Raw genomic sequence first — 21289 nt, forward strand, 5'->3', positions numbered from 1 at the left:
AAACCAATGCCCGGGGCACTTACCCACAGACTCAACCACCTTACCCACAGACACAAAGCCAGGAATCGCGGATTCCGAAGCCGGGATTCCCTCCGCCCAGCCTCCTGCCGGTCCAAAGCCCCCCCCCAGGACAGTCGAGAGAAAAGCCAGAAAGAGGGTGGCCTAAAAAAGGACGGCACATCGGCCGCCCTTCAAAACTTCAGAACAGAAAAACTCAGCTCTGCTCCTCCAAAACCTTACGGGCGACCCGGAAGCATTCCAGTGCCTGGGGCACACCGCAGTAGATGCCGACCACATGGATGATGGCGCGGATCTCCTCCTTGGTGACGCCGTTGTTGATGGCGCCGCGGCAGTGGATCTCCCATTCGTGCATCTTGCCCAGCGCGCCGATCATCGAGAGGTTCATCATCGAGCGGGTCTTGGCGTCGATCACATCATCGCCCCAGCCGAAGCCCCAGCACCAGGCGGTCATGGCCTCCTGGAACGGGCGGGTGAAGTCATCCGCGGCCGCAAGGTTCTTTTCGACATATTCGGCGCCGAGGGTCGACTTGCGCTGCTCCAGCCCCTTGAGGAACAGGTCCTCGTCAAAAGTGCTCATGTATTGGTCTCCATATTCAGTATATTCAGCAGCGAGGCCTCGATCTGGCCTGCGCAGTATTTCGGTTCGCGGGCGGCCCAGTCATTAATGAGGGCGGCGATGGAGGGCTCGGCGGCGATGCGGTCCGCCAGGCCTTCCAGGACCGGCGCGTTTTTATGCAGCAGCACGCGCAGCGGCGGCAGACGGTCGATCATCGTGTGCCACAGAGCGCCCAGCACCAGGTCCGCCAGGCCGGGGCGGTCCCTGTCCCACAGGTATCCTTTCCCGGCAGAGACGCCCGCCTCAACTACGATACGTTCGTGGATCTGCATCCAGCGCGGCAGGCGGGTGCTGTGGAACTCCGCCCAGCTCTCTGCATCCCACATCAGGGCGCCGTGATAGCGGGTGATCTCAAACAGGATGTCGGAGGCATCGCATATCAGGCGCAAGGTCTGGTCGGGCTCCGTCAGAAGCCCGTGTTCGCGGCCCAGAGACATCAGGATCGCGGGCATTTGGCTCAGATGGGTGCCGGTGCTCGTGTCGGCCAGCAGCGGCGGCGCCATGAAGGGGTGCGGCTGGTCCGCCACACACCGGTTTTTCAGCTCTGACACCGCGTCGAAGCCGGGCTCTTCCCATTGCTGGCCGGCATAGACCAGCACGTAGCGGATGAAGTGGCCCCGGAACGGGATCGGCCAGTAATAGAGCTGGTAGCGCGCCGCCATAGCCTCAGCCCTTCAGTTTCATGGCGATGTTTTTGGTCTGAACATAGTTCCACAGCGCCTCGCGGCCCTTTTCGCGGCCATAGCCGGATTTGCCGTAGCCGCCAAAGGGCGTTTCGACGCCGCCTGCGTACCATTCGTTCACGAAAACCTGGCCTGCGCGGATCTGGCGGGCGCAGCGGGTGGCGCGGTCCAGGTCGCGGGTGAAGACGCCGCCGACCAGCCCGTATTCGGTGCTGTTGGCGATCTCGATTGCTTCGCCATCGGACTGGAACTTGAGGACCGACAGGACGGGGCCGAAGATTTCCTCGCTGGCGATGCTGTCCGACGGGGTGATGCCGGAGACTACGGTCGGAGCCAGGAAGGCGCCCGCGTTGCCGACCGGGGTGCCGCCGGCGGCGATGGTGGCGCCGCTGGACTGGGCCTGCTGGACAATGCCCAGGGCACGATCGCGCTGGGGCATGGAGACCATGGCACCCATATTGGCGCCGAACTCGGGCCGGTCGATGCCGGGACCCGCGCTGAGGCTTTGCGCCACGTTTACCGCGCGCTCGACCAGCTCGTCATGGCGACTTTCGTGCACAATGACGCGGCTCATGGCGCTGCAGACCTGGCCTGCGTTGAAGTAGATGCCCCAGCGGATATCGTTCTCAAAGGCGTCAAGGTCGGCGTCTTCATGCACGATGGCGGCGGATTTGCCGCCGAGTTCGAGTACGCAAGGCACCACGTTCTGCGCCGCCGCGGTGGCGATGCGGATGCCGGTGGGAACCGAGCCGGTGAAGACGATCTGGTTGACCTGCGGATGGCCGGACAGAGCCGCGCCGGCTTCATGCCCGTAACCGCAGAGCACGTTGACCGCTCCGGCTGGGAAGCCTGCCGCCTCAGCCGCGCGGGCAAGCCAGGCGTTAGTGAGCGGGGTAAGCTCGGGCGTCTTGATCAAGCAGGCATTGCCGGTGGCCAGCGCCGCCGACAGCGAGCGCGCGGTCATTTCCACTGGGTAGTTCCAGGGGATGATCTGGGCGGAGACGCCCATCGGCTCATTTTCGGTCCAGTCGAAATAGCCGCCGCCCAACGGGATCGAGCGGCCCTCCACCGTGCTGGCCTGATTGCCGTAGTATTCGAAATAGAGCGCGGCGCCCTCGATCTCGATCCGGGATTCCCAGAGCGGCTTGCCCTGTTCCAGGGTCAGGACGCGGGCGATTTCGTCAATGTGGTCGAGCAGGTAGCGGCCCATCGCCTGCACCATGCGGCCCCGCGCGATCGGGCGCAGGGCTGAAAGCTCGCCGGACAGGTGCACACGGCGGGCGGCCTGCACGGCGCGGTCCACGTCGGCGGCATCGGCCAGCGCGTGGCGGGCCAGCAGTTCGCCACTGGCCGGGTCAGTGACATCGATCCACCCTGCCCCGCCGGGCACCCAGGCGCCGTCGATATAGTTCAGCCATTCGGCATCAAGCTGTGTCATAGTCCGTTAGTTCCCTGCTTCCTGTAGGTCGCGGTCTGCCGCTTCACGCATCCACTTCTGAAGCTGAAGGATTGAATGCTCAGAGTTCACTCCGCAAGAGGGATCTACGACCAGCGGCCCGGGACGGTAGCCGCGGGACTGAAGGCCCCGCTGCACGGATTCCACCAGGCGGATGTCTTCCTCCACCGTGGTCTGGCGGTCCTGGACGGCAAGGCCGCGGATCACATCGCTTTCGGCGCCGCCTTCGGTGTACCAGCCGCGCCAGACGGTACAGCTGTCCACGCCGGTTGCGCGCCAGTGATAGGTGTTCAGCACATTGCCCGGGTAGCATTGGAAGGAGAACATCGGCCACAGGAACCAGCTTTGGTAGTCGCCCGCATGCGGAACGGACAGGTCGATGGGATAGGTCATCGCTTCCAGGCTCTGGCATTCGGTGGTGTGGCGCAGCACGTAGCTGCCGTCCGGGTCCGGCTGGATGTCATAGGTTTCCGGCTTCACCACCCCCTCAGCAAAAGTCGGGTGGTTCATCGGGCAGTGATAGCATTCGGAGTAGTTCTCGACCGAGACCTTCCAGTTGCAGTTTTCCGGAACTTCGACCCATTCCAGCGGGGCCAGATTATCGATATGGGGCACGAACTCGCGGATTTCCTCGCGCACGCCGGGGAACCATTCGTCCATCGTGGCGGCGTTGTCGTCGAGGTTCACAAAGATGAAGCCGTTGAAATCCTCGGTGCGGACCTCGGTCAGGCAGATCTTTTCGCGGTCGAACCCCGGCACCGATTTGATGTTCGGGCCCGCCCGCAGGTGGCCGGTCAGCTCATAGGTCCAGGCGTGGTACGGACATACCACGACACGGGTGTTGCCGGTGCCGGTGACCATCTCGTGAGCGCGGTGCTGGCACACATTATAGAAGGTGCGGATCACTTCATCGCGGCCGCGGATCGCAAACAGGTTTTGACCCGCGATCTCAAAGGCGAAGTAATCGCCGATATTCGGGATCTGGCTGGCGTGGCCGGCAAACTGCCAGGTGCGCGCAAGAAGGCCCTTGAGTTCCGCCTTATAGATGGCCGGATCGGTATAGTACCGTGCCTCCAGGGAATGGGTCAGTGGGGCGTTCATTCAGGTTCCTCCGCATAAAGGCCCAGCTGGTGCCTGCGTTTGTGAAATTTCTCCACCCGCTCGACGATTTCCTCGCTGGAGACCGCAATCACGAAGGAGAGCAGCGTTTCCAGCAGGGCGATGGTCGAGACGGATGACGGGAAGAATTGCGGCGTGTCCGCCGCGACGACAAAACCGTGATCCGCATTCAGGACCACAGGGCTGGCGGGGCTGTCGGAGATGCCGACAATGGTGACCCCTTGTTCGCGCGCGATCTTGATCGCCTCAATCACCTCGGCCCGGTAGGGTTTGCAGGTCATCGCGATCAGCACATCCTGGCCGTCCGCCCAGGCAAGGTCATCGACCGCCGTGGAACCGGGCCGCGGGATGGCGTGAAACTGCTTCATGCCGGTGGAGGCAAGATAGGTGAAGTTGCGGGCATTGGCGTTGTTGACGCCAACCCCAAGGGTAAAGACCTGCCGGGACTGCCAGATCGCCTGCGCCGCGGCCTCAAGCCCGTCCGCATCGATACCCGCGAAGGTTTCCTCGATATTGCGGATCGCGGCCCCCACCATATCGGCATAAAGCCCGCCCATCTCGCCGGACTTGGAAATGTCCTGCAGCCAGCGCGCCCGGTCGGGGAAGGACACCCCGCCCTTGCGAATCGCTTCGCGGAACGGAGCCCGGAAATCCTCATATCCTTCGAAGCCCACCTGCCGCGCCATGCGGACAAAGGTATTGGGCTTCACATTCGCCGCCTCGGCAATCTCCCGCACGGTGGAAACCCCAACATCCGCAGGGTTTTCCAGCACATAGCGGGCCGCCTTCTGTGCCTCAGGGGTCAGTGCATCCCACTCTTCGGTGAGGCGCTCCAAAACAGTTGATGATACATTTGTGCCATTCATGATTGACGATGGTACAAATATGGAATTAGCCTGTCGAGCAGAAAAGCGACTCTGCAATCAGGAACGGCGAAATGGCTGAGAAAGAATTCCCGACACAGGCCCGTGTGGTCATCGTGGGCGGCGGCGTTATGGGGGTGGGCCTGGCTTACCACCTGGCGCATGAGGGCTGGGGCCCGGAGGTGGTGCTGCTGGAGAAGGCCGAGCTGACCTCCGGCTCGACCTGGCACGCAGCGGGGCAGATCACCCATTCCACCAGTTCCTTCGGGCTGGGCAAATGCGTGGACTACAACATCGATCTCTACTCCGGGAAGCTGGAGGAAGAGACCGGCCAGGCGGTGACCTGGCACGGCTGCGGCTCCTTCCGCCTAGCCTATACCGAGGATGAGATGGACTGGCTGCGCCACACCCTGTCGGTGGGCCGCTCCTTGGGTTTCAACATCGAACTGGTCGGCCCGGAAAAGGTCGCCGAGCTGCACCCTTTCTATAACCTCGAAGGGGTTCTGGGCGCGCTCTACACGCCCGATGACGGCCACGTCGACCCGACCAACGTGACCATGGCGCTGGCCGCCGGCGCCCGCCAGCTGGGCGCCCGCATCATCCGCCACTGCCGTGCCACCAACATCACCCAGGCCGACAACGGCGAGTGGATCGTGGAATCGGAAAAAGGCACCATCCGCTGCGAGCATGTGGTCAACGCCGGCGGCACCTATGCCCGACAGATGGGCGAGTGGTCCGGGCTGCAGCTGCCGATGACCTCGATGACCCACCACTACTTCGTGACCGAACCGGTGCCGGAGTTCGAGGCACTGGACAAGGAACTGCCGGTCATCCGCGATGACAAGAAGGTCTCCGGCTACATCCGCATGGAGCAGAAGCGCGGCCTGATCGGGATCTACGAGAAGGAAGGCAGCAACTCGGTCTGGCACGACCACTGCCCCTGGGAATACGAGAACTGGCTGTTCGATGCCGACTATGACCGGGTGATGCCGTGGCTGGAGGAAAGCCTGAACCGGATGCCGATCTTTGCCGAGCTGGGGATCCAGCGCGAAGTGCATGGCGCGATCTCGCATCCGCCGGATGGCAACCCGCTGATCGGCCCGGCGCCGGGCGTCAAGAACTACTGGTGCTGCTGCGGCACCCAGATCGGCATCGGCTGGGGCCCGGGCCTGACCCGCGAGCTGGCGCGCTGGATGGTGCATGGCGCTGCCGACATCTCGATGCGCGAGTATGACCCGCGCCGCTTCGGCTCCTACGCCACCAAGGACTGGCAGGTAACCAAGGCGCATGAGGACTACAAGCTGCGCCACGAGATCCCCTTCCCGCATTTCAACCGGCTGGCGGGCCGCCCAATCAAGCCGTCGCCGCTCTATGACCGGCTGAAGGAAAAGGGCGCGGTCTACGAGGAGGTTTACGGCCACGAGCGCCCGCGCTGGTTTGCCAAAAACGGTGTAGAGCAGCACGACCACTACTCCTTCAAGCGCAATGTGGTGCATGACATGGTCGGAGCGGAGGTGAAGACCGTGCGCGAGGGCGTGGGCATCATGGACATCTCCGCCTTCACCAAGGTCGAGGTCTCCGGCCCTGGCGCCGCAGCGCTGCTGGACCGGCTGACCGCCAACCGCCTGCCGCAGAAAGTGGGGGGCATTGCCCTCACCCACATGCTGAACCGCCGCGGCCGCATCGAGCTGGAAACCACCGTGGTGAAACTGGCAGAGGACAGCTACTACCTGGTCTGCGCCGCCTTCTTTGAACAGCGGCTGCTGGACCACCTGAACCAGAACCTCGCGGGCGAAGAGGTGGAGATCACAACCCTCTCCACCGATTGGGCCGCCCTTGCTCTCAATGGCCCGAAAGCCCGCGAGGTCCTGGCCGCCTGTACCGATGCGGATCTGACAAACGCTGGGTTCAAATGGCTGACCGCGCAGCAGATCGAGGTTGCAGGGCACAAACTCTGGGCCTTCCGCATGTCCTATGCGGGGGAACTCGGCTGGGAACTGCACATCCCACGCGGCAGCGCCCTGGCGGTTTATGACGCGCTTTGGACAGCTGGCGAGGCCCATGGCATTGCCGACTACGGCTCCTTCGCCATGAATGCGATGCGGATGGAAAAAGGCTTCAAGGGCGCAGGCGAACTCACCAACGAGGTGACCCTGGCCGAAGCGGATGTGCTGCGCTTTGCCCGCACTGACAAGGAGTATCTGGGCAAGGACAAGACGCTGAACGACGCCGGCAAGCCTTGGGTCTGCGCCTATCTGGAGATCGAGCCGGACGGCGCCGAAGACGGTCACGGCGGCGAGGCTGTCATGCTGGAGGGCAAGGTTGTGGGCTCCACCGCCTCGGTCGCCTATGGCCATACCGTCGGCAAGATCCTGGCCTTTGCCTATGTCAAGCCGCACGCCAATGTGCCGGGCACCGAGATCGAAGTGGTGATCGCAGGCAAGCCGCGCCAAGGCCGGATCCTGGGCGCCCCCGCCTATGACCCCGAAAGCCTGCTGCCCCGCACCGACGCCGCGCTCACCCCGGCGGAATAAACAGAACTCGGCTCCCTCCTTCTTCTTTGTGAAAATAATCCGGGGGGAGCCAAAGGCGGGGGGCAGCGCCCCCTCCCTATAGCCAAAAGGGATACGCGAACAATGACCCTGCCCGAAACCATGAAGGCGATGGTTCTGACCGGCCACGGCGATCTGGACAAATACGAATGGCACCAGGACTGGCCGGTGCCGCAGCCCGGGCCGATGGAAGTGCTGATCAAGGTCGGCGCCTGCGGGCTGAACAACACCGATGTGAACACCCGCTCCGGCTGGTATTCCAAGACTGTCGAGGACGCCACCACCGGCGGCGCCTTTGACGAAGTGGGCGAGGAAGACCCGACCTGGGGCGGCCGCCCCCTCACCTTCCCGCGCATTCAGGGCGCGGATGCGGTTGGCGAAGTGGTGGCCGTGGGGGATGGCGCTGACCCCGCCCTGATCGGGAAACGCGTCATGGTCGGCGGCTGGGTGCGTGACTGGGACGACCCGGAGAACAAGAATAAGGCCGGCTACTTCGGCTCCGAATGCGATGGCGGTTTTGCCGAGTACACCAAGGCAGACGTGCGAGGCGTGGCAGTTGTAGACAGCAGCTTCAGCGATGCGGAGCTTGCAACCTTCTCCTGCTCCTATGTCACCGCTGAGGGGATGCTGAGCCGTGCGGGCGTAGGCGCTGGTGACACGGTGCTGATCCCCGGCGCCTCCGGCGGGGTTGGCGGCGCGCTGATCCAACTGGCGAAACGGCGCGGCGCACGGGTGATCGCGATGGCCTCCGAGGCCAAACACGCCGAAGTGGCGGAGCTTGGCCCCGACCTGATCCTGCCGCGCGCGCCGGAGAACCTGCGGGCCGCCCTTGGCGATGAGAAGGTGACCGTGGTGGCCGATGTGGTCGGCGGCGCGCAGTGGCCCAAGCTGATCGACGTGCTGGAGCGCGGCGGCCGCTATACCTGCTCCGGCGCGATTGCCGGACCGATGGTGGAGATGGACCTGCGCACCTTCTATCTGCGCGACCTGACCTTTACCGGGTCGACCGTGACACCGCATCATAACTTCACGGATGTGGTCTCCTACATTGAGAAGGGCGAGATCAGGCCGGCGCTGGCGGCGACTTACCCGCTGGAGCAGCTGAAGGAAGCGCAGGCTGCCTTCATCGCCAAGAAGCACACCGGAAACATTGTGGTGATCCCATGAGCAAAGACCTGTTCGATCAGGCGCTGGAGGCCGCCAAGGCCTTCCATGCCGCCCTGCCAGCGGTGGCGGACTTCCAGCCTTGGCCGGATGACATCACCTGGGCCGACCGCGAGGGGCATCAGGTGCCCGGCGCAGCACTTGTGCAATCGGACCCTGGCTTTGCCGCCGAGGGCATCCCGGCGGAAGTAGAGGTCCGCGCCCTGCAGCAGGCGATCATGGCGCTGGCACCGCATGCGGAATGGCGCCTCACCTATACCGAGGAGGAAGTCGGCCAGGATTTCCTGCAGCGCTTCGGCTGGTTTGAGCTGGTGGGGCCGACGGGGCATTTCCGCTCGCTGCAGAGCCGGATGACCATCGGCTACTGGGGGCCGGGACTGGACTACCCCTGGCACCAGCACGGGCCGGAGGAGCTGTATACCATCCTCTCCGGCAGCGCCGATTTCATGGCCAAAGGCGAAGAAGTGCGCCGCCTGGTGCCGGGCGATACCAAGATGCACGGGCCCAACCAGCCCCACGCGATGATCACCAACGAGCATCCGATCCTCTGCTTCGTCTTCTGGCGCGGCGAGGGGCTGGCGGATGATCCGGCAATGTCCCCGGGCTGAGCAACAGGAGCGCCGAACATGAAGATCACCCGTATCCGTGTGTTTCAGACCGGCCTGCCGTATGCCGGCGGCGCCTATGCCTGGGGCGCGGGCAATGCCATTGAAACTGCCATAGCTTCTGTTGTGGTGATCGACACGGACGCAGGCCTGCAGGGCTGCGGTGAGTTCACCCCCTGCGGCGAGAACTACATGGTGGCGCACTCCGAGGGTGTGCCGGCGCTGGCGCGCCTGGTGGCGCCCGCGCTGATCGGCGAGGACCCGCGCGATGCGGCCCGGATCGAACGGATCATGGACCACCTCGTGCAGGGGCATGGCTATGCCAAGGGCCCGTTTGATGCCGCCTGCTGGGACATTCTGGGTCAGTCGCTGGATGCGCCGCTATGGCGGCTCTGGGGCGGCAAGCTGACCGATGGCGCGCCGATGTACCGAGTGGCGCCGCAGAAGGGCACCGAGGAAACCATCGCCGAGATGGACCGTTACCGGGCGCAAGGCTACCGCCAGTTCCAGGTCAAGGTGGGCGGCGACTGGGCGGCGGATATCGACCGCATCCGCGCCACCGTGCCGCTGCTGAAGCCGGGCGAGAGGGCAATGGCTGATGCCAATCAGGGCTGGCGGGTCGACAACGCGCTGCGGGTGGCGCGGGCCACCAGGGACCTCGACTACATCCTGGAACAGCCCTGCAGGACTTACGAGGAATGCCAGCAGGTGCGGATGCGCACCGACCTGCCAATGAAATTGGATGAATGCGTGACCGGCATGCACGCGGCCCAGCGCATCGTTGCCGATCACGGCGCCGATCTGGTCTGCCTCAAGATCTCCAACCTCGGCGGTATCTCCAAGGCGCGCCGAGTGCGGGACTACCTGGTCGAGAACCGCCTGCCGGTGGTGGCCGAGGACACTTGGGGCGGCGAGATTGCCAGCGCGACGCTGGCGCATTTCGCGACCACCACTTCGGCGGAGTACCTGCACAACACCACTGACCTGATGAACTACAACACCCGCTCCACCGGCATCGGCGGCGCCTGGGCAGATAACGGCAAGCTCTACGCACCGGACACACCAGGGCTGGGCGTCACCCCTGATTTCGATAGCCTCGGTGCGCCGGTGGCAGAATTTGGAGGCACCGCATGAAAATCACCCGCATCACCGTCTACCAGCTCGATATGCCGCTGACCGAGCCCTACTACCTGTCGGGCGGGCGGCTGAAGTTCGAGAAGCTCGACAGCACATTTGTGCGCATCGACACGGATGAGGGCGTAACCGGCTGGGGCGAAGGCTGTCCCTGGGGGCATACCTATCTGCCCGCGCATGGGCCGGGAATACGGGCCGGGATCGAGACGCTAGCCCCCGCCCTGATCGGGCTGGACCCGCGCAGCCTGGACCATGTGAACCGGGTGATGGATGTGCAACTGCCGGGGCACCCTTATGTGAAATCGCCCATCGACATGGCCTGCTGGGATATTCTGGGCAAGGCTACCGGCCTGCCGCTGTGGCAGCTGCTGGGCGGGTCTGAGGCGGCGCCGGTGCTGGTGAACTCCTCCATCTCAACCGGAACTCCGGAGGAAATGCTGGCGCTGATCGCCCGCGCAGCGGAACAAGGCTATACCGTGCATTCTGCCAAGGTGGGCGGCACCGACATCGGCCTGGATGTCGACCGGATCGAGGCGATCTCCGAAGGACTTCCCAAGGGGCACAAGGTGACCTTTGACGTGAACCGCGCCTGGCAGCCGGCGGTGGCGGTCGAGGTTCTGAACTCGGTCAAGGCGCGCGATTGGGTGGAACAGCCCTGCGAGACGCTGGATCAATGCGCCCATGTGGCGGCGCGCGTGTCCAACCCGATCATGCTGGACGAATGCCTGCATACCTTCGGCGACCATCTGCAGGCCTGGAAACGCGGCTCCTGCGAGGGCGTGAAGGTGAAGCCCAACCGCGTTGGCGGGCTGACCAAGGCACGGCAGATCCGTGACTTTGGCGTCTCGGTCGGCTGGCAGATGCATATCGAAGATGTGGGCGGCTCGGCGCTGGCGGATACCGCGGCGATCCATCTGGCGGCCTCGACGCCCGAGGCAAACCGGCTGGCAAGCTGGCTGTGCCACTATCATCTGGGTTTGGATCCGGTCCCAGGCCAGGGCGCGCGGAATGACCGCGGCGTTGCGGTGCCGCCCTCCCTGCCCGGCCTTGGCGTGACGCCCGAGGACGGCGCGCTGGGGGATCCGGTTGCGGTTTACGGAGGCTAGTGCGATGCCCGCGCGGCTGCTCACTGAACTGACACAGCTTGCTGCCCGGACTGAAGGGCTGGCCTGGTTTGCCGCGCGGATGCAGAACCTGCCGGTGCGGCAGGTGGAGCCGCGCCGGCTGCTGGTCTGCGATAAAATTGAAGATCTAGCGGATGCCGGCAGGCAGGTCAGCAAGGCGACTGCGCCTGCGGTGGCCGCACTGGCCTCTACCCTGCCGCGCCTGCGCTGGCAGCAGACCTATACCGAGGCCGACGGCTTCACCCGCGAGTGGCTGGACAATTACGGCTGGGTCAACCTGATCTCGCCCGAGGGGCTGTATCAAAACGAAGAGATGCGGCTGTCCATCGGCTATTGGGGCGCCGGGCAGCACTACGGCGAGCACTCGCACGCGCCGGAGGAGACCTATCTGATCCTCGCAGGCCAGGCCCGGTTTCATTCGGAAGGCCGCCCGGCGCGGGACTCGGGGCCCGGCGACACCATCCACCACGCGCCGCACCAGAAACATGCCATTGATATGGTGCCCGGCCCGCTGCTGGCGGCAGCCTTCTGGCGCGGGGACGATCTGTTGAAGAAAGCCGACTTGGGGACACGCGCATGAAGATCACCCGAATTTCCCTGTGGCATGTGCCACTGACCAGCCACACCGCCTATCACATGGCCGAGGGCAAGACCTGCGACACGGTCGAAAGCGTTGTGCTGGCGCTGGACACCGATGCCGGGCTCACCGGCTGGGGCGAGGTTTGCCCGATCCCGCATTACCTGCCCGCCTATGCCCGCGGTGTGATGCCCGCAGTCGAGGAGATGGCACCGGTGCTGCTGGGCGCAGATCCGGTGGGGCCGGAGGCGGTGATGGCCAAGCTCGACCACTGGCTGCAAGGGCACCCCTATGCCAAGTCTGCCATCGACATCGCGCTGTGGGACCTGACCGCGCAGGCGGCGAACCTGCCGCTCCATGCGCTGCTGGGCGGGCAGCGGCAGGCGGATATGCCGCTTTATCATTCGATCACCTGCGTCGCGCCGGAGGAAATGGCGCGGATCGCCCGCGAGGCGCAGGAAACCGGCATCACCCAGTTTCAGGTGAAACTGGGTGCGGACCGGGACTGGCAAGCCGATGTGGCGCGGCTGCGGCTGGTGCGGGAGGCGGTCGGGGACGGTCCGCTGGTCTATGGCGACTGGAACTGCGGCGCCACCTCGCTGGATGCCTCGCGCGTGGGCCGGGCTGTGGCGGATCTCGACATCATGCTGGAACAGCCCTGCGCCACCATCGAGGATTGCGCGCGGGTGCGGGTGGCCTGCGGGCTGCCGATGAAACTGGATGAAAACGCGCATGACACGGCATCGCTGCTGGCGGGACATGCGGCGGGAGTAATGGACGCGGTGGCCATCAAGCTGTCGAAATTCGGCGGCCTGTCAGCGTCACGCCGCGCGCGCGACCTGTGCCTGCATCTGGGTGCCAAGATGTGCATCGAGGACACCTGGGGCTCTGACATCACCACCGCGGCGCTGCTGCACCTGGGTGCATCCACCGATCCGCTGCGCGTGCTGAACGTCTGCGATCTGTCCCATTACGTCAGCCCGCGGCTGGCGCCGGAGGGACCGGAAAGACGCAATGGGCGCATCGCGCCGCCCGAAGGCCCGGGGCTTGGCGTGCGGCCTGACCGAGAGGCCCTGGGGGCTCCCGCAGCTGTTTTCGGCTAATTTTTGACTTTCTGGTCAAATTACTCCCTACAATGGGCAACCCGCCCTCAACAGGACAAGAGACATGGAAAAGATCCTCACCCAAGCTGAATGGATTGACCGCGCCCGCGCGGTGCTGCCCGCGGGCGGCTTTGGCAACTTTGACCCCGGTATCGTCATCCGCGAAGGCAAGGGCTCCCGCGTTTGGGACGAAGACGGCAAGGAATACATCGATTACCTGATCGGCTCCGGCCCGATGATGCTGGGCCATGGCCACCCGGAGGTCATGGAGGCGGTGCTGGAGCAGCTGCCCAAGGGCATGACCTTCTTTGCCAACAACGCCCGCGGCATTGAGCTGGCTGAGGAGATCTGCCGCGCGGTGCCGTGCGGCGATCAGCTGCGCTACGTCTCCACCGGCGGCGAAGCGGACATGTATGCGATCCGGCTGGCCCGTGCCTTTACCGGTCGCACCAAGATCGTGAAGTTCGAGGGCGGCTATCACGGCATGTCCGCCGAGGCGCAGATGAGCCTGGCTCCAACCAAACGGGTGAATTTTCCGCAGGCGATCCCGGACAGTGCGGGCATTCCGCAGTCTGTGGCGGTCGAGGTTCTGGTCGCACCGTTCAACGACTTTGAATACATCAGGCAGCTGATGGCAGAGCACGGGCACGAGATTGCCGCGATCATCGCCGAGCCGCTGCAGCGCATCGTGCCGCCGCTGCCGGGCTTCCTGGAACTGCTGCGCGAAGAAACCCAGAATCACGGCAGCCTGCTGATCTTTGACGAGGTGGTGACGGGATTCCGTTTCTCCTATGGCGGCGCGCAGGAGCTGTACGGCGTGACCCCGGACCTGGCGACCCTTGGCAAGGTGATCGGCGGCGGCTTCCCCCTGGCGGCTATCGTGGGCCGCGCCGATATCATGCGGCATTTCGACAAGGCACAGGTCGGCGCCGAGGGCTGGCTGATGCAACTGGGGACACTGTCGGGCAACCCGGTGGCCGCTGTTGCGGGCCTTAAGACCATGGAGGTGCTGCGCCGCGACGGGGCTTATGACCAGCTGAACAGCACCGGAAAGCGGCTGATGCAGGTGACCAGTGCTGCGCTGGAAGAGGCCGGGGTGCCGTTCCAGATCGTCGGTGAACCTTCGCTGTTCGAGGTGGTGTTTACCGGTGCCAAGGTGCGGGACTACCGCGACACCCAGGCGGGCGATGCGGAACGTACCAAGCGCTACAATGCGGTGCTGCGCCAAGAAGGCATTTTCAAATCCCCGGGCAAGACCTACCCCAGCCTGGCACTGACAGAAGAAGATCTGGAACAGACCGAAACCGCCATCAGGAAGGCCGCCGCGGCTCTGGACTAATACCCAAACGAAAAGGCGGGCCAGAAGCCCGCCTTTGTTCGCATGGTCAAAAGGCTTCTACGCCTTGGCCGCCGTCACGATCAGTTCCACAAGGAAATCCTCTCGCGCCAGCTTGGCTTCACCGCAGGCCCGTGCTGGTGCGTGGCCTTCAGGCACCCACGCATCCCAGACCGCATTCATTTCGGCAAAATCCTTCATGTCTGCCAGCCAGATCACGGTCTGCAGGATGCGGGTCTTGTCGCTGCCCGCCTCCGCCAGCAACACATCGATCTTGTCCAGGCAATCCTGGGTCTGCTGCGCCACACTGGCGCCCGCGGTGCCGACCTGGCCCGCCAGATAGATGGTTTCGCCATGGGTCACGATCTGGCTCATGCGCTGGCCAGTGTGGCTGCGGGTAATTTCAGACATTTCTTCTTCCTTGGAAAAACTGTTGCTGCACTTCTGCCGCCGCCCTTACTGGGACAGCAGCCACTTGCCCTCAGAAGGGCAGAACTTGCGACGGACCTGTTTGGGGGTCTGGTCGTCCTTGATAAAGGCCTGATGCTGCAGGAGAACGCAATCGCCCTCCTTGCCGGCCACCTGCACTTCACCGTGCGCTCCGCTGTCCGGATTAGTCCACTTGGCCCGCTTGCCGCCTTGCGCCTCTGCCAGCAGGGACTGTTCCGCCTCACGCATGATATTGGTGTCCTGCGGCGTCAGCCCGGACTTGGCCAGAATGCGGCTGAGCGGGTTAGCAGCAACGGGTGCCGCGGCCAAGGCTGCTACTGCGGCAGCTGTCAGAATTCCGGAAAATCTCATGTGAATACTCCTGCCTGAATGAAACCGGCTTCCCCCCCAGTAAGTCGCAACCGGAAGGCAATGTCCATGCGGCGTGTCAGGAGAACTTGCGGAACAGCCGCGTCATGTCGAACAGCTCATCCAGGCGGTCATAACGGTCCTTGGTTTTGTCCCAGCTCTCCTCCTGAGTGGCGGCGATCATGGCCTCCAAGAGCATCATGGTGGAGATATTGGAGTCCCAGGCCGAGGGGATCTCAACCCAGCAGTTGAAAGTGTGTTCGGCGACCGAGGCGATCGGGCTGGCCCATTGGTCGGTAATCAGCACGATCTTCACCCCGCGTTCAGAGGCAAGTTCCGCCAGCCGCTGCAGGTTGGTCTCGTACCGGCGGACATCGAACATCAGCAGCGTATCGCCCTCCACCATATCCAACACATAGTGCGGCCAGGTGGCGGAGGAGGACGTCATATGGGTAACCCGCTGCCGGATCGCTTGGAAGTGCGTAAAGGCATAGTCAGCCAGCGCCCGGGTGATGCGGCCGCCCACCACATAAAGCCGCCCCTCGGTATTGGCGAGCTGATGCACGGCCGCATCAAACTGAGCGGAGTCGATATTGGAAAACGTCTGCTGCAGGTTGTCGGTAACAGCCTGTGCAAATCTGTTCAGCAGGTGGCCTTCCGGCGCCTCGGACGCCCAGTTGTCGCGCCGTTTGGTGGGGCCGGAGACCTTGGCCTCCAGCTCTTTCAGCAGCGCCTGATGGAACTGCGGATAACCCTTGAAGCCCAGCTTCTGCACCATCCGTGCGACCGTAGGCGTGGAAACTTCGGCATTCCCTGCCACGATGGTGATCGAGGCCAGGCCAGCTGCAGGATAGTTTTCCAGCAGCAAATTCGCGAACTTGCGCTCGGACTGGGTCAGCGACGAATAATTCTCGCGGATCAACTCACGAACGGTGGCGGGCGGCTTTGACAACGGCACATTCCTGTTTTTGAACAGACACTTTCTACTCCGGATCCGGCCTGAAAAGAAAGTTTCAGGAATCTCTGTCCAGAACCGATCATGAAAAGATATTGACACAAATATCTCTTCATGGAAACATTTTTCCAATTCGCAGGGAGACCGCAGATGCACGGGAGTGATTCTCACACTCAGGGTGACGCAGTGGAGGTGGTGAACCGTAACGGCACCAGCCCGGTCCTGCTGTTGTGCGAGCATGCCTCCAGCAACATCCCGGCCAGATACGACGGGCTGGGTCTGCGCGAGGCCGACCGGCTGAGCCATGCTGTTTGGGATCCGGGTGCCCGCGCGGTGGCCCTACACATGTCCAACGCGCTGAACGCCCCGGTGGTCGCCAGCAGGGTGTCGCGGCTGGTCTACGACTGCAACCGCCCGCCCGAGGCCGCAAGCGCCATGCCGGAGAAATCCGAGCTGGTGGAGGTGCCGGGCAATTTCAGGCTGAGCGCGGAAGACAGGCAGGAACGGGTGGACACGGTGTATGTGCCATTCTGCAGGACCGTTTCCGAAGTAATTCAGGCACGCAAGGATGCCGGGCAGGAAACCATCCTGGTCACCATGCACAGCTTCACGCCCGTTTATTTCGGCCAGCACCGCGCGGTCGAAATCGGCATCCTGCACGACGATGACAGCCGCCTGGCGGACGCGATGCTGGCAGCCGCCCCTGCCCTGCCGCACCGCCGGGTGGAGCGCAACGAGCCCTATGGGCCGGCGGACGGGGTTACCCATTCGCTGAAGCTTCACGGGCTGGCGCACGGGCTGGCCAATGTGATGATCGAAATCCGCAATGACCTGGTGGCAACGCCGGAACAAGAAGAGGCCATGGCAGAAGAAATGCTGACATTGCTGCGCCCGGCCTTGGCCGCGCTGGCGGCGGAGGGAGGGCCTGATGCCTAGAATAATCCGGGCCTATGTCCGCGGCATCGACGCGATGAACCGCTTCATTGGCCGCTTTGCCATGTATCTGATCTTTGCCCTCATCGGTGTGCTGCTGTGGTCGTCGGTTTCCAAGACCTTCTTCAACCCGTCGCTCTGGACGCTGGAGACCGCGCAATTCGTGATGGTCGCTTATTACGTGCTCGGCGGTCCCTATTCGATCCAGATGGGGTCGAACGTGCGGATGGACCTTTTCTATGGCGCCTGGTCGACAAAAACCAAGGCGATGGTCGATGCGTTCACGGTGCTGTTCCTGATCACCTACCTGGTGATCCTGATGTACGGCGCGCTGAGCTCCACCGCCTATTCCCTGGGCTATTTCGGACTGGAGCCGGTGCAGTTCTTCTGGGACCTGCTGAAGACGCTTGTGACCGAAGGCCCCTCGGCCGCCGGTGAAAAGCTCGGCTATCTGGAGCGCAGCTCCACCGCTTGGCGGCCGTTCCTGTGGCCCGTCAAAACCATTCTCTGCTTCGGCGTCTTCCTGATGCTGCTGCAATGCCTTGCCGAACTGTTCCGGGATATCGGACGCCTGCGCGGAGTTGAAATCTGATGTCCTACGAATGGATCGCCATTGTGATGTTTGCCGGCATGATGCTCATGCTGATGACCGGCCAACGGGTGTTCGGCGCCATCGGCTTTGTCGGCGCGGTAGCGGGCATGCTGTTGTGGGGCACCGGCGGGGTGGAGATCCCGTTCTCCGCTGCGATGAAGCTGATGAAATGGTATCCGCTGCTGACGCTGCCGATGTTCATCTTCATGGGCTACGTGCTGTCGGAATCGAAGATTGCCGACGACCTTTACCGGATGTTCCACGTGTGGATGGGGCCGGTGAAGGGCGGTCTGGCGATCGGCACCATCGGTCTGATGGTTCTGATTTCGGCGATGAACGGCCTGTCGGTGGCCGGCATGGCGATTGGCGCCACCATCGCGCTGCCGGAACTTTTGCGCCGCGGCTATGACAAGATCCTGGTGACCGGAACCATTCAGGCAGGCTCCTCGCTGGGCATCCTGGTGCCGCCGTCGGTGGTGCTGGTGCTTTATGCAATGATCGCACGCCAGCCAGTGGGGCAGCTTTGGCTGGCCGGTGTGATCCCGGGCCTGCTGATGGCCACCATGTTCATCATCTACATCTACGTCCGCGCCCGGATGCAGCCGCATCTTGGCCCTGCCATGCACGACGAGGATCTGGCGGAATACGAGCAGATCACCGACCACCCGCTGCGCCTGAACTACATCGTGCTGGGTGCACTGGTGCTGGTGCCCCTGCTGATCCTGACCGGTGCAATGGAAACTAAATCCGCGCTTGGCGTGGCGCTGGCCTTGGGCCTCCTCTCCTTCCTGACCCGCAAGAACGCGATGTTCTACAAGGACGTGTTCATGAAGGAAAAATACCGCCTGCTGTTCTCTGGCGTGCTGCCGCTGGCGATCTTTGCGGCGATGATGGTGCCCTTCGTGAACGGCTGGACCTCGCTGGTGGAAAGCTCGGCCATCGGTGCTATGACCGCCTTTATCGCCGCGGTGCTGAAGGGGCGGATGACCAAAGAGGTGTTTGAAACCTCGGTGCGCTCGACGCTCGGCATTTCCTGCATGTTCATGTGGATCATCCTGGCAGCCCTGGCTTTTGGCGCGATCTTCGACGGGCTGGGCGCGGTCAAGGCCATCGAGGACCTCTTCACCACCAAGCTGGGCCTCAGCCCGTGGATGATCCTCATCCTGATGCAGCTGAGCTTCATCGTGATGGGTACCTTCCTGGATGACACCGCGATGCTGGTGATCGTGGCGCCGCTCTATGTGCCGCTGGTGGGGGCGCTTGGCTTTGACCTGATCTGGTACGGCGTGCTCTACACCATCACCACCCAGATCGCCTATATGACGCCGCCGTTCGGCTACAACCTGTTCCTGATGCGCGCGATGGCGCCGCCGGAGATCGGGCTGAAAGACATCTATGTCTCGATCATTCCCTTTGCCGCAGTGATGGTGCTGGCGCTGGCCCTGATCATGATGTTCCCGCAAATCGCCCTGTGGCTGCCGGAGTATGTCTATGGAAAATAAGGCAATGCTGCAGCCCCTGGGGCTGGATATCTGGATCGTGGACGGGCCAAGTATCCAGTTCTACAAGATCCCTTTCGAAACCCGCATGACCGTGATCCGGCTGCAGAACGGCGATCTGTTCCTGCACTCTCCGATTCAGTACAACAGGGAACTGGCAACAGAGCTGGAGACGCTGGGTCGCATCCGCCACCTGGTGTCCCCCAACTGGATTCACTACGCCTATATCTCGGACTGGGCAGAGACCTATCCGCAGGCCTTGGCATGGGCATCGCCCAACGTGCGCGAGCGGGCCAGAAAACAAGGCGTGAAAGTCCGCTTTGACCGCGACCTTCAAGACAGCGCAGATCCGGAATGGGCCGGTGATCTGGAGCAGCTTATCGTGCACGGCAGCAAGGTGCACACAGAGGTGGTCTTCTTCCACAAGCGCTCCAAGGTGCTGGTGCTGACCGACCTGATCGAAAACATGTCCAGCAAGACGCTGCCGCTTTGGATCAGGCCGCTGGCCTGGGCAGCGGGCATCCTGGCGCCCAACGGCAAAATGCCGATCGACATTTGGTTCTCCTTTTCCGGCAACCGGGACAAGCTGCGCAAGGCGCTGACACGGATGCTGGAGTGGAAACCGGAAACCGTCGTGCTCGCGCATGGCGACATCCTTCGCGAGAATGCACCGCAACGGCTCCGCGAAGGTTTCAGAAACCTGGCGCCCTGCGGGCACGGGCATTGATTGAAGTTCAACAGAGGAGAGAAAGTAATGACAACAAGACGCAAGTTTTTGCAGACCGCCGGCGCCGGCGCCATGGCCGCACCGCTGGCCACCCCGGCGCTGGCCCAATCCACCATCAAGTGGCGCATGCAGACCTATGCCGGCGCGGCACTGGCCGAACATGTGGTAAAACCCGCCATCGACATGTTCAACAAGATCGCCGGCGACCGGATGCAGATCGAGCTCTACTATGCCGACCAGCTGGTGCCCACCGGCGAGCTGTTCCGCGCCATGCAGCGCGGCACCATCGACGCGGTGCAGTCGGACGATGACTCGATGGCCTCGCCGACCGAAGTCACCGTGTTCGGCGGTTACTTCCCGTTTGCCTCGCGCTACTCGCTGGATGTGCCGGTGCTGTTCAACCAGTACGGCCTGAATGAAATCTGGGACGCGGAATACTCCAAAGTCGGTGTCAAGCACATCTCTGCGGGCGCCTGGGACCCCTGCCACTTTGCCACCAAAGACCCTATCAATTCGCTGGCAGACCTGAAGGGCAAGCGCGTCTTCACCTTCCCGACCGCGGGCCGTTTCCTGAGCCAGTTCGGCGTGGTGCCGGTCACCCTGCCCTGGGAAGACATCGAGGTCGCAGTGCAGACCGGCGAGCTGGACGGTATTGCTTGGTCCGGCATCACCGAAGACTACACCGTCGGCTGGGCCGATGTGACCGACTACTTCCTGACCAACAACATCTCCGGCGCCTGGGCGGGCTCCTTCTTTGCCAACCAGGGCCGCTGGGAAGAACTGCCCGAGGACCTGCAGACCCTGTTCCGCGTCTGCTGCGACCAGTCGCATTATTACCGCCAGTGGTGGTACTGGGGCGGCGAAGCGTCCTTGCGCGTGAACGGCGACAAGATGAAGCTGACCACCATTCCGGACAACGAATGGCAGCAGGTCGAAGACGCGGCGGTTAAGTTCTGGGATGAGATCGCCGCTGAGTCCGAGACCAAGGCGAAGGTTGTGGAGATCTTCAAGAAGTATAACGCTGACATGCAGAAGGCCGGCCGCCCCTACCGCTACGGCTGAGCCCCCGGTTAAAACATGGAATTTGGCCTGCGCCGCAGCGGGCCAAATTCCTTCCCCAAGGAATTTGCCAAAACTTTTGAGGAAAAGTTTTGCGCGCAACAGACAAAGGGCCGCTCATGCTCTCCTTCGACACTTTTAAGGACCAGGTTGCTTCGGGCGCGGTTGACACTGTTCTGGTCTGCCTTGTGGACATGCAGGGCCGCCTGATGGGCAAGCGCTTCCACGCCAAGCATTTCGTGAATGGCGCCTGGGAGGAAACCCATTGCTGCAACTACCTCTTGGCCACCGACCTGGCGATGGCGACGCCGGACGGTTACGCCTCGACCAGCTGGGAGCGCGGCTACGGCGACTATGTGATGAAGCCTGACCT

21 protein-coding genes and 1 pseudogene are annotated in these 21289 nt (G+C 63.2%); 14 read left to right on the top strand and 8 right to left on the bottom strand.

Annotated features, from left to right (window positions below; all coding sequences use genetic code 11):
- Positions 1–214: 214 nt before the first annotated feature.
- Genes AB1A62_RS21230 through AB1A62_RS21250 form a run of 5 tightly spaced genes read right to left on the bottom strand, consistent with a single transcriptional unit; the run spans position 215 to position 4761 of the window.
- Positions 215–598: a carboxymuconolactone decarboxylase family protein gene (locus AB1A62_RS21230; protein WP_366663459.1), complete on the bottom strand. Its 384-nt coding sequence runs from the start codon at positions 596–598 to the stop codon at positions 215–217.
- Positions 595–1299: a glutathione S-transferase family protein gene (locus AB1A62_RS21235; protein WP_366663460.1), complete on the bottom strand. Its 705-nt coding sequence runs from the start codon at positions 1297–1299 to the stop codon at positions 595–597. The genes AB1A62_RS21230 and AB1A62_RS21235 overlap by 4 nt, the downstream gene beginning before the upstream one ends.
- A gap of 4 nt (positions 1300–1303) precedes the next feature.
- On the bottom strand, positions 1304–2758 hold the full coding sequence (locus AB1A62_RS21240; RefSeq protein ID WP_366663461.1) for an aldehyde dehydrogenase family protein: 1455 nt from the start codon (positions 2756–2758) through the stop codon (positions 1304–1306).
- A 6-nt stretch (positions 2759–2764) separates the two neighbouring features.
- Complete coding sequence (locus AB1A62_RS21245; protein ID WP_366663462.1) at positions 2765–3877, bottom strand: aromatic ring-hydroxylating dioxygenase subunit alpha; 1113 nt, start codon at positions 3875–3877, stop codon at positions 2765–2767.
- Positions 3874–4761 carry a MurR/RpiR family transcriptional regulator gene (locus AB1A62_RS21250; protein ID WP_366663463.1) on the bottom strand — a complete coding sequence of 296 codons (888 nt, stop codon included), beginning with the start codon at positions 4759–4761 and terminating at the stop codon, positions 3874–3876. The genes AB1A62_RS21245 and AB1A62_RS21250 overlap by 4 nt, the downstream gene beginning before the upstream one ends.
- A 71-nt stretch (positions 4762–4832) precedes the next feature.
- Between AB1A62_RS21250 and AB1A62_RS21255 the strand changes: the two genes are divergently transcribed.
- From AB1A62_RS21255 to AB1A62_RS21290, 8 genes are all read left to right on the top strand, one after another.
- Complete coding sequence (locus tag AB1A62_RS21255) at positions 4833–7292, top strand: FAD-dependent oxidoreductase (RefSeq protein ID WP_366663464.1); 2460 nt, start codon at positions 4833–4835, stop codon at positions 7290–7292.
- 102 nt (positions 7293–7394) lie between these two features.
- On the top strand, positions 7395–8477 hold the full coding sequence (locus AB1A62_RS21260; protein ID WP_366663465.1) for an alcohol dehydrogenase family protein: 1083 nt from the start codon (positions 7395–7397) through the stop codon (positions 8475–8477).
- Positions 8474–9082: a dimethylsulfonioproprionate lyase family protein gene (locus AB1A62_RS21265; RefSeq protein WP_366663466.1), complete on the top strand. Its 609-nt coding sequence runs from the start codon at positions 8474–8476 to the stop codon at positions 9080–9082. Before AB1A62_RS21260 ends, AB1A62_RS21265 begins: the two co-directional genes overlap by 4 nt.
- 18 nt (positions 9083–9100) lie before the next feature.
- Positions 9101–10213, top strand: a complete 1113-nt coding sequence (locus AB1A62_RS21270; protein WP_366663467.1) for an enolase C-terminal domain-like protein — start codon at positions 9101–9103, stop codon at positions 10211–10213.
- Complete coding sequence (locus AB1A62_RS21275) at positions 10210–11319, top strand: mandelate racemase/muconate lactonizing enzyme family protein (protein WP_366663468.1); 1110 nt, start codon at positions 10210–10212, stop codon at positions 11317–11319. Before AB1A62_RS21270 ends, AB1A62_RS21275 begins: the two co-directional genes overlap by 4 nt.
- Before the next feature lie 4 nt (positions 11320–11323).
- Positions 11324–11917, top strand: a complete 594-nt coding sequence (locus AB1A62_RS21280) for a dimethylsulfonioproprionate lyase family protein (protein WP_366663469.1) — start codon at positions 11324–11326, stop codon at positions 11915–11917.
- Positions 11914–13017 carry an enolase C-terminal domain-like protein gene (locus AB1A62_RS21285; RefSeq protein WP_366663470.1) on the top strand — a complete coding sequence of 368 codons (1104 nt, stop codon included), beginning with the start codon at positions 11914–11916 and terminating at the stop codon, positions 13015–13017. Before AB1A62_RS21280 ends, AB1A62_RS21285 begins: the two co-directional genes overlap by 4 nt.
- Before the next feature lie 64 nt (positions 13018–13081).
- The gene (locus tag AB1A62_RS21290) at positions 13082–14356 is read left to right on the top strand and encodes an aminotransferase class III-fold pyridoxal phosphate-dependent enzyme (RefSeq protein ID WP_366663471.1); all 1275 of its coding nucleotides are present in this window, start codon (positions 13082–13084) and stop codon (positions 14354–14356) included.
- Between the two features lie 57 nt (positions 14357–14413).
- Here AB1A62_RS21290 and AB1A62_RS21295 read toward each other — a convergent pair whose 3' ends face one another.
- The 3 genes from AB1A62_RS21295 to AB1A62_RS21305 form a co-directional block, all read right to left on the bottom strand.
- A complete protein-coding gene (locus AB1A62_RS21295) occupies positions 14414–14764 on the bottom strand; it encodes a RidA family protein (RefSeq protein ID WP_366663472.1) in 351 nt (116 codons plus the stop codon).
- 45 nt (positions 14765–14809) lie between these two features.
- Entirely contained in the window at positions 14810–15154 is a 345-nt protein-coding gene (locus tag AB1A62_RS21300; RefSeq protein ID WP_366663473.1) for a hypothetical protein, read from the bottom strand.
- 76 nt (positions 15155–15230) lie between these two features.
- Entirely contained in the window at positions 15231–16103 is an 873-nt protein-coding gene (locus AB1A62_RS21305) for a MurR/RpiR family transcriptional regulator (RefSeq protein ID WP_065266030.1), read from the bottom strand.
- A 153-nt stretch (positions 16104–16256) separates the two neighbouring features.
- Between AB1A62_RS21305 and AB1A62_RS21310 the strand changes: the two genes are divergently transcribed.
- The 6 genes and pseudogenes from AB1A62_RS21310 to AB1A62_RS21335 all read left to right on the top strand — a co-directional run.
- Entirely contained in the window at positions 16257–17042 is a 786-nt protein-coding gene (locus AB1A62_RS21310; RefSeq protein WP_366663474.1) for an N-formylglutamate amidohydrolase, read from the top strand.
- The gene (locus tag AB1A62_RS21315; protein ID WP_366663475.1) at positions 17035–17631 is read left to right on the top strand and encodes a TRAP transporter small permease subunit; all 597 of its coding nucleotides are present in this window, start codon (positions 17035–17037) and stop codon (positions 17629–17631) included. Before AB1A62_RS21310 ends, AB1A62_RS21315 begins: the two co-directional genes overlap by 8 nt.
- A complete protein-coding gene (locus AB1A62_RS21320; RefSeq protein WP_366663476.1) occupies positions 17631–19133 on the top strand; it encodes a TRAP transporter large permease subunit in 1503 nt (500 codons plus the stop codon). Before AB1A62_RS21315 ends, AB1A62_RS21320 begins: the two co-directional genes overlap by 1 nt.
- Positions 19123–19857 carry a DUF4336 domain-containing protein gene (locus AB1A62_RS21325; RefSeq protein WP_366663477.1) on the top strand — a complete coding sequence of 245 codons (735 nt, stop codon included), beginning with the start codon at positions 19123–19125 and terminating at the stop codon, positions 19855–19857. Before AB1A62_RS21320 ends, AB1A62_RS21325 begins: the two co-directional genes overlap by 11 nt.
- A 27-nt stretch (positions 19858–19884) precedes the next feature.
- On the top strand, positions 19885–20919 hold the full coding sequence (locus tag AB1A62_RS21330) for a TRAP transporter substrate-binding protein (RefSeq protein WP_366663478.1): 1035 nt from the start codon (positions 19885–19887) through the stop codon (positions 20917–20919).
- Between the two features lie 116 nt (positions 20920–21035).
- Positions 21036–21289: pseudogene (locus AB1A62_RS21335) on the top strand (glutamine synthetase); the annotation flags it as partial.

Source organism: Leisingera sp. JC11, assembly GCF_040704725.1.
Lineage (GTDB): Bacteria > Pseudomonadota > Alphaproteobacteria > Rhodobacterales > Rhodobacteraceae > Leisingera.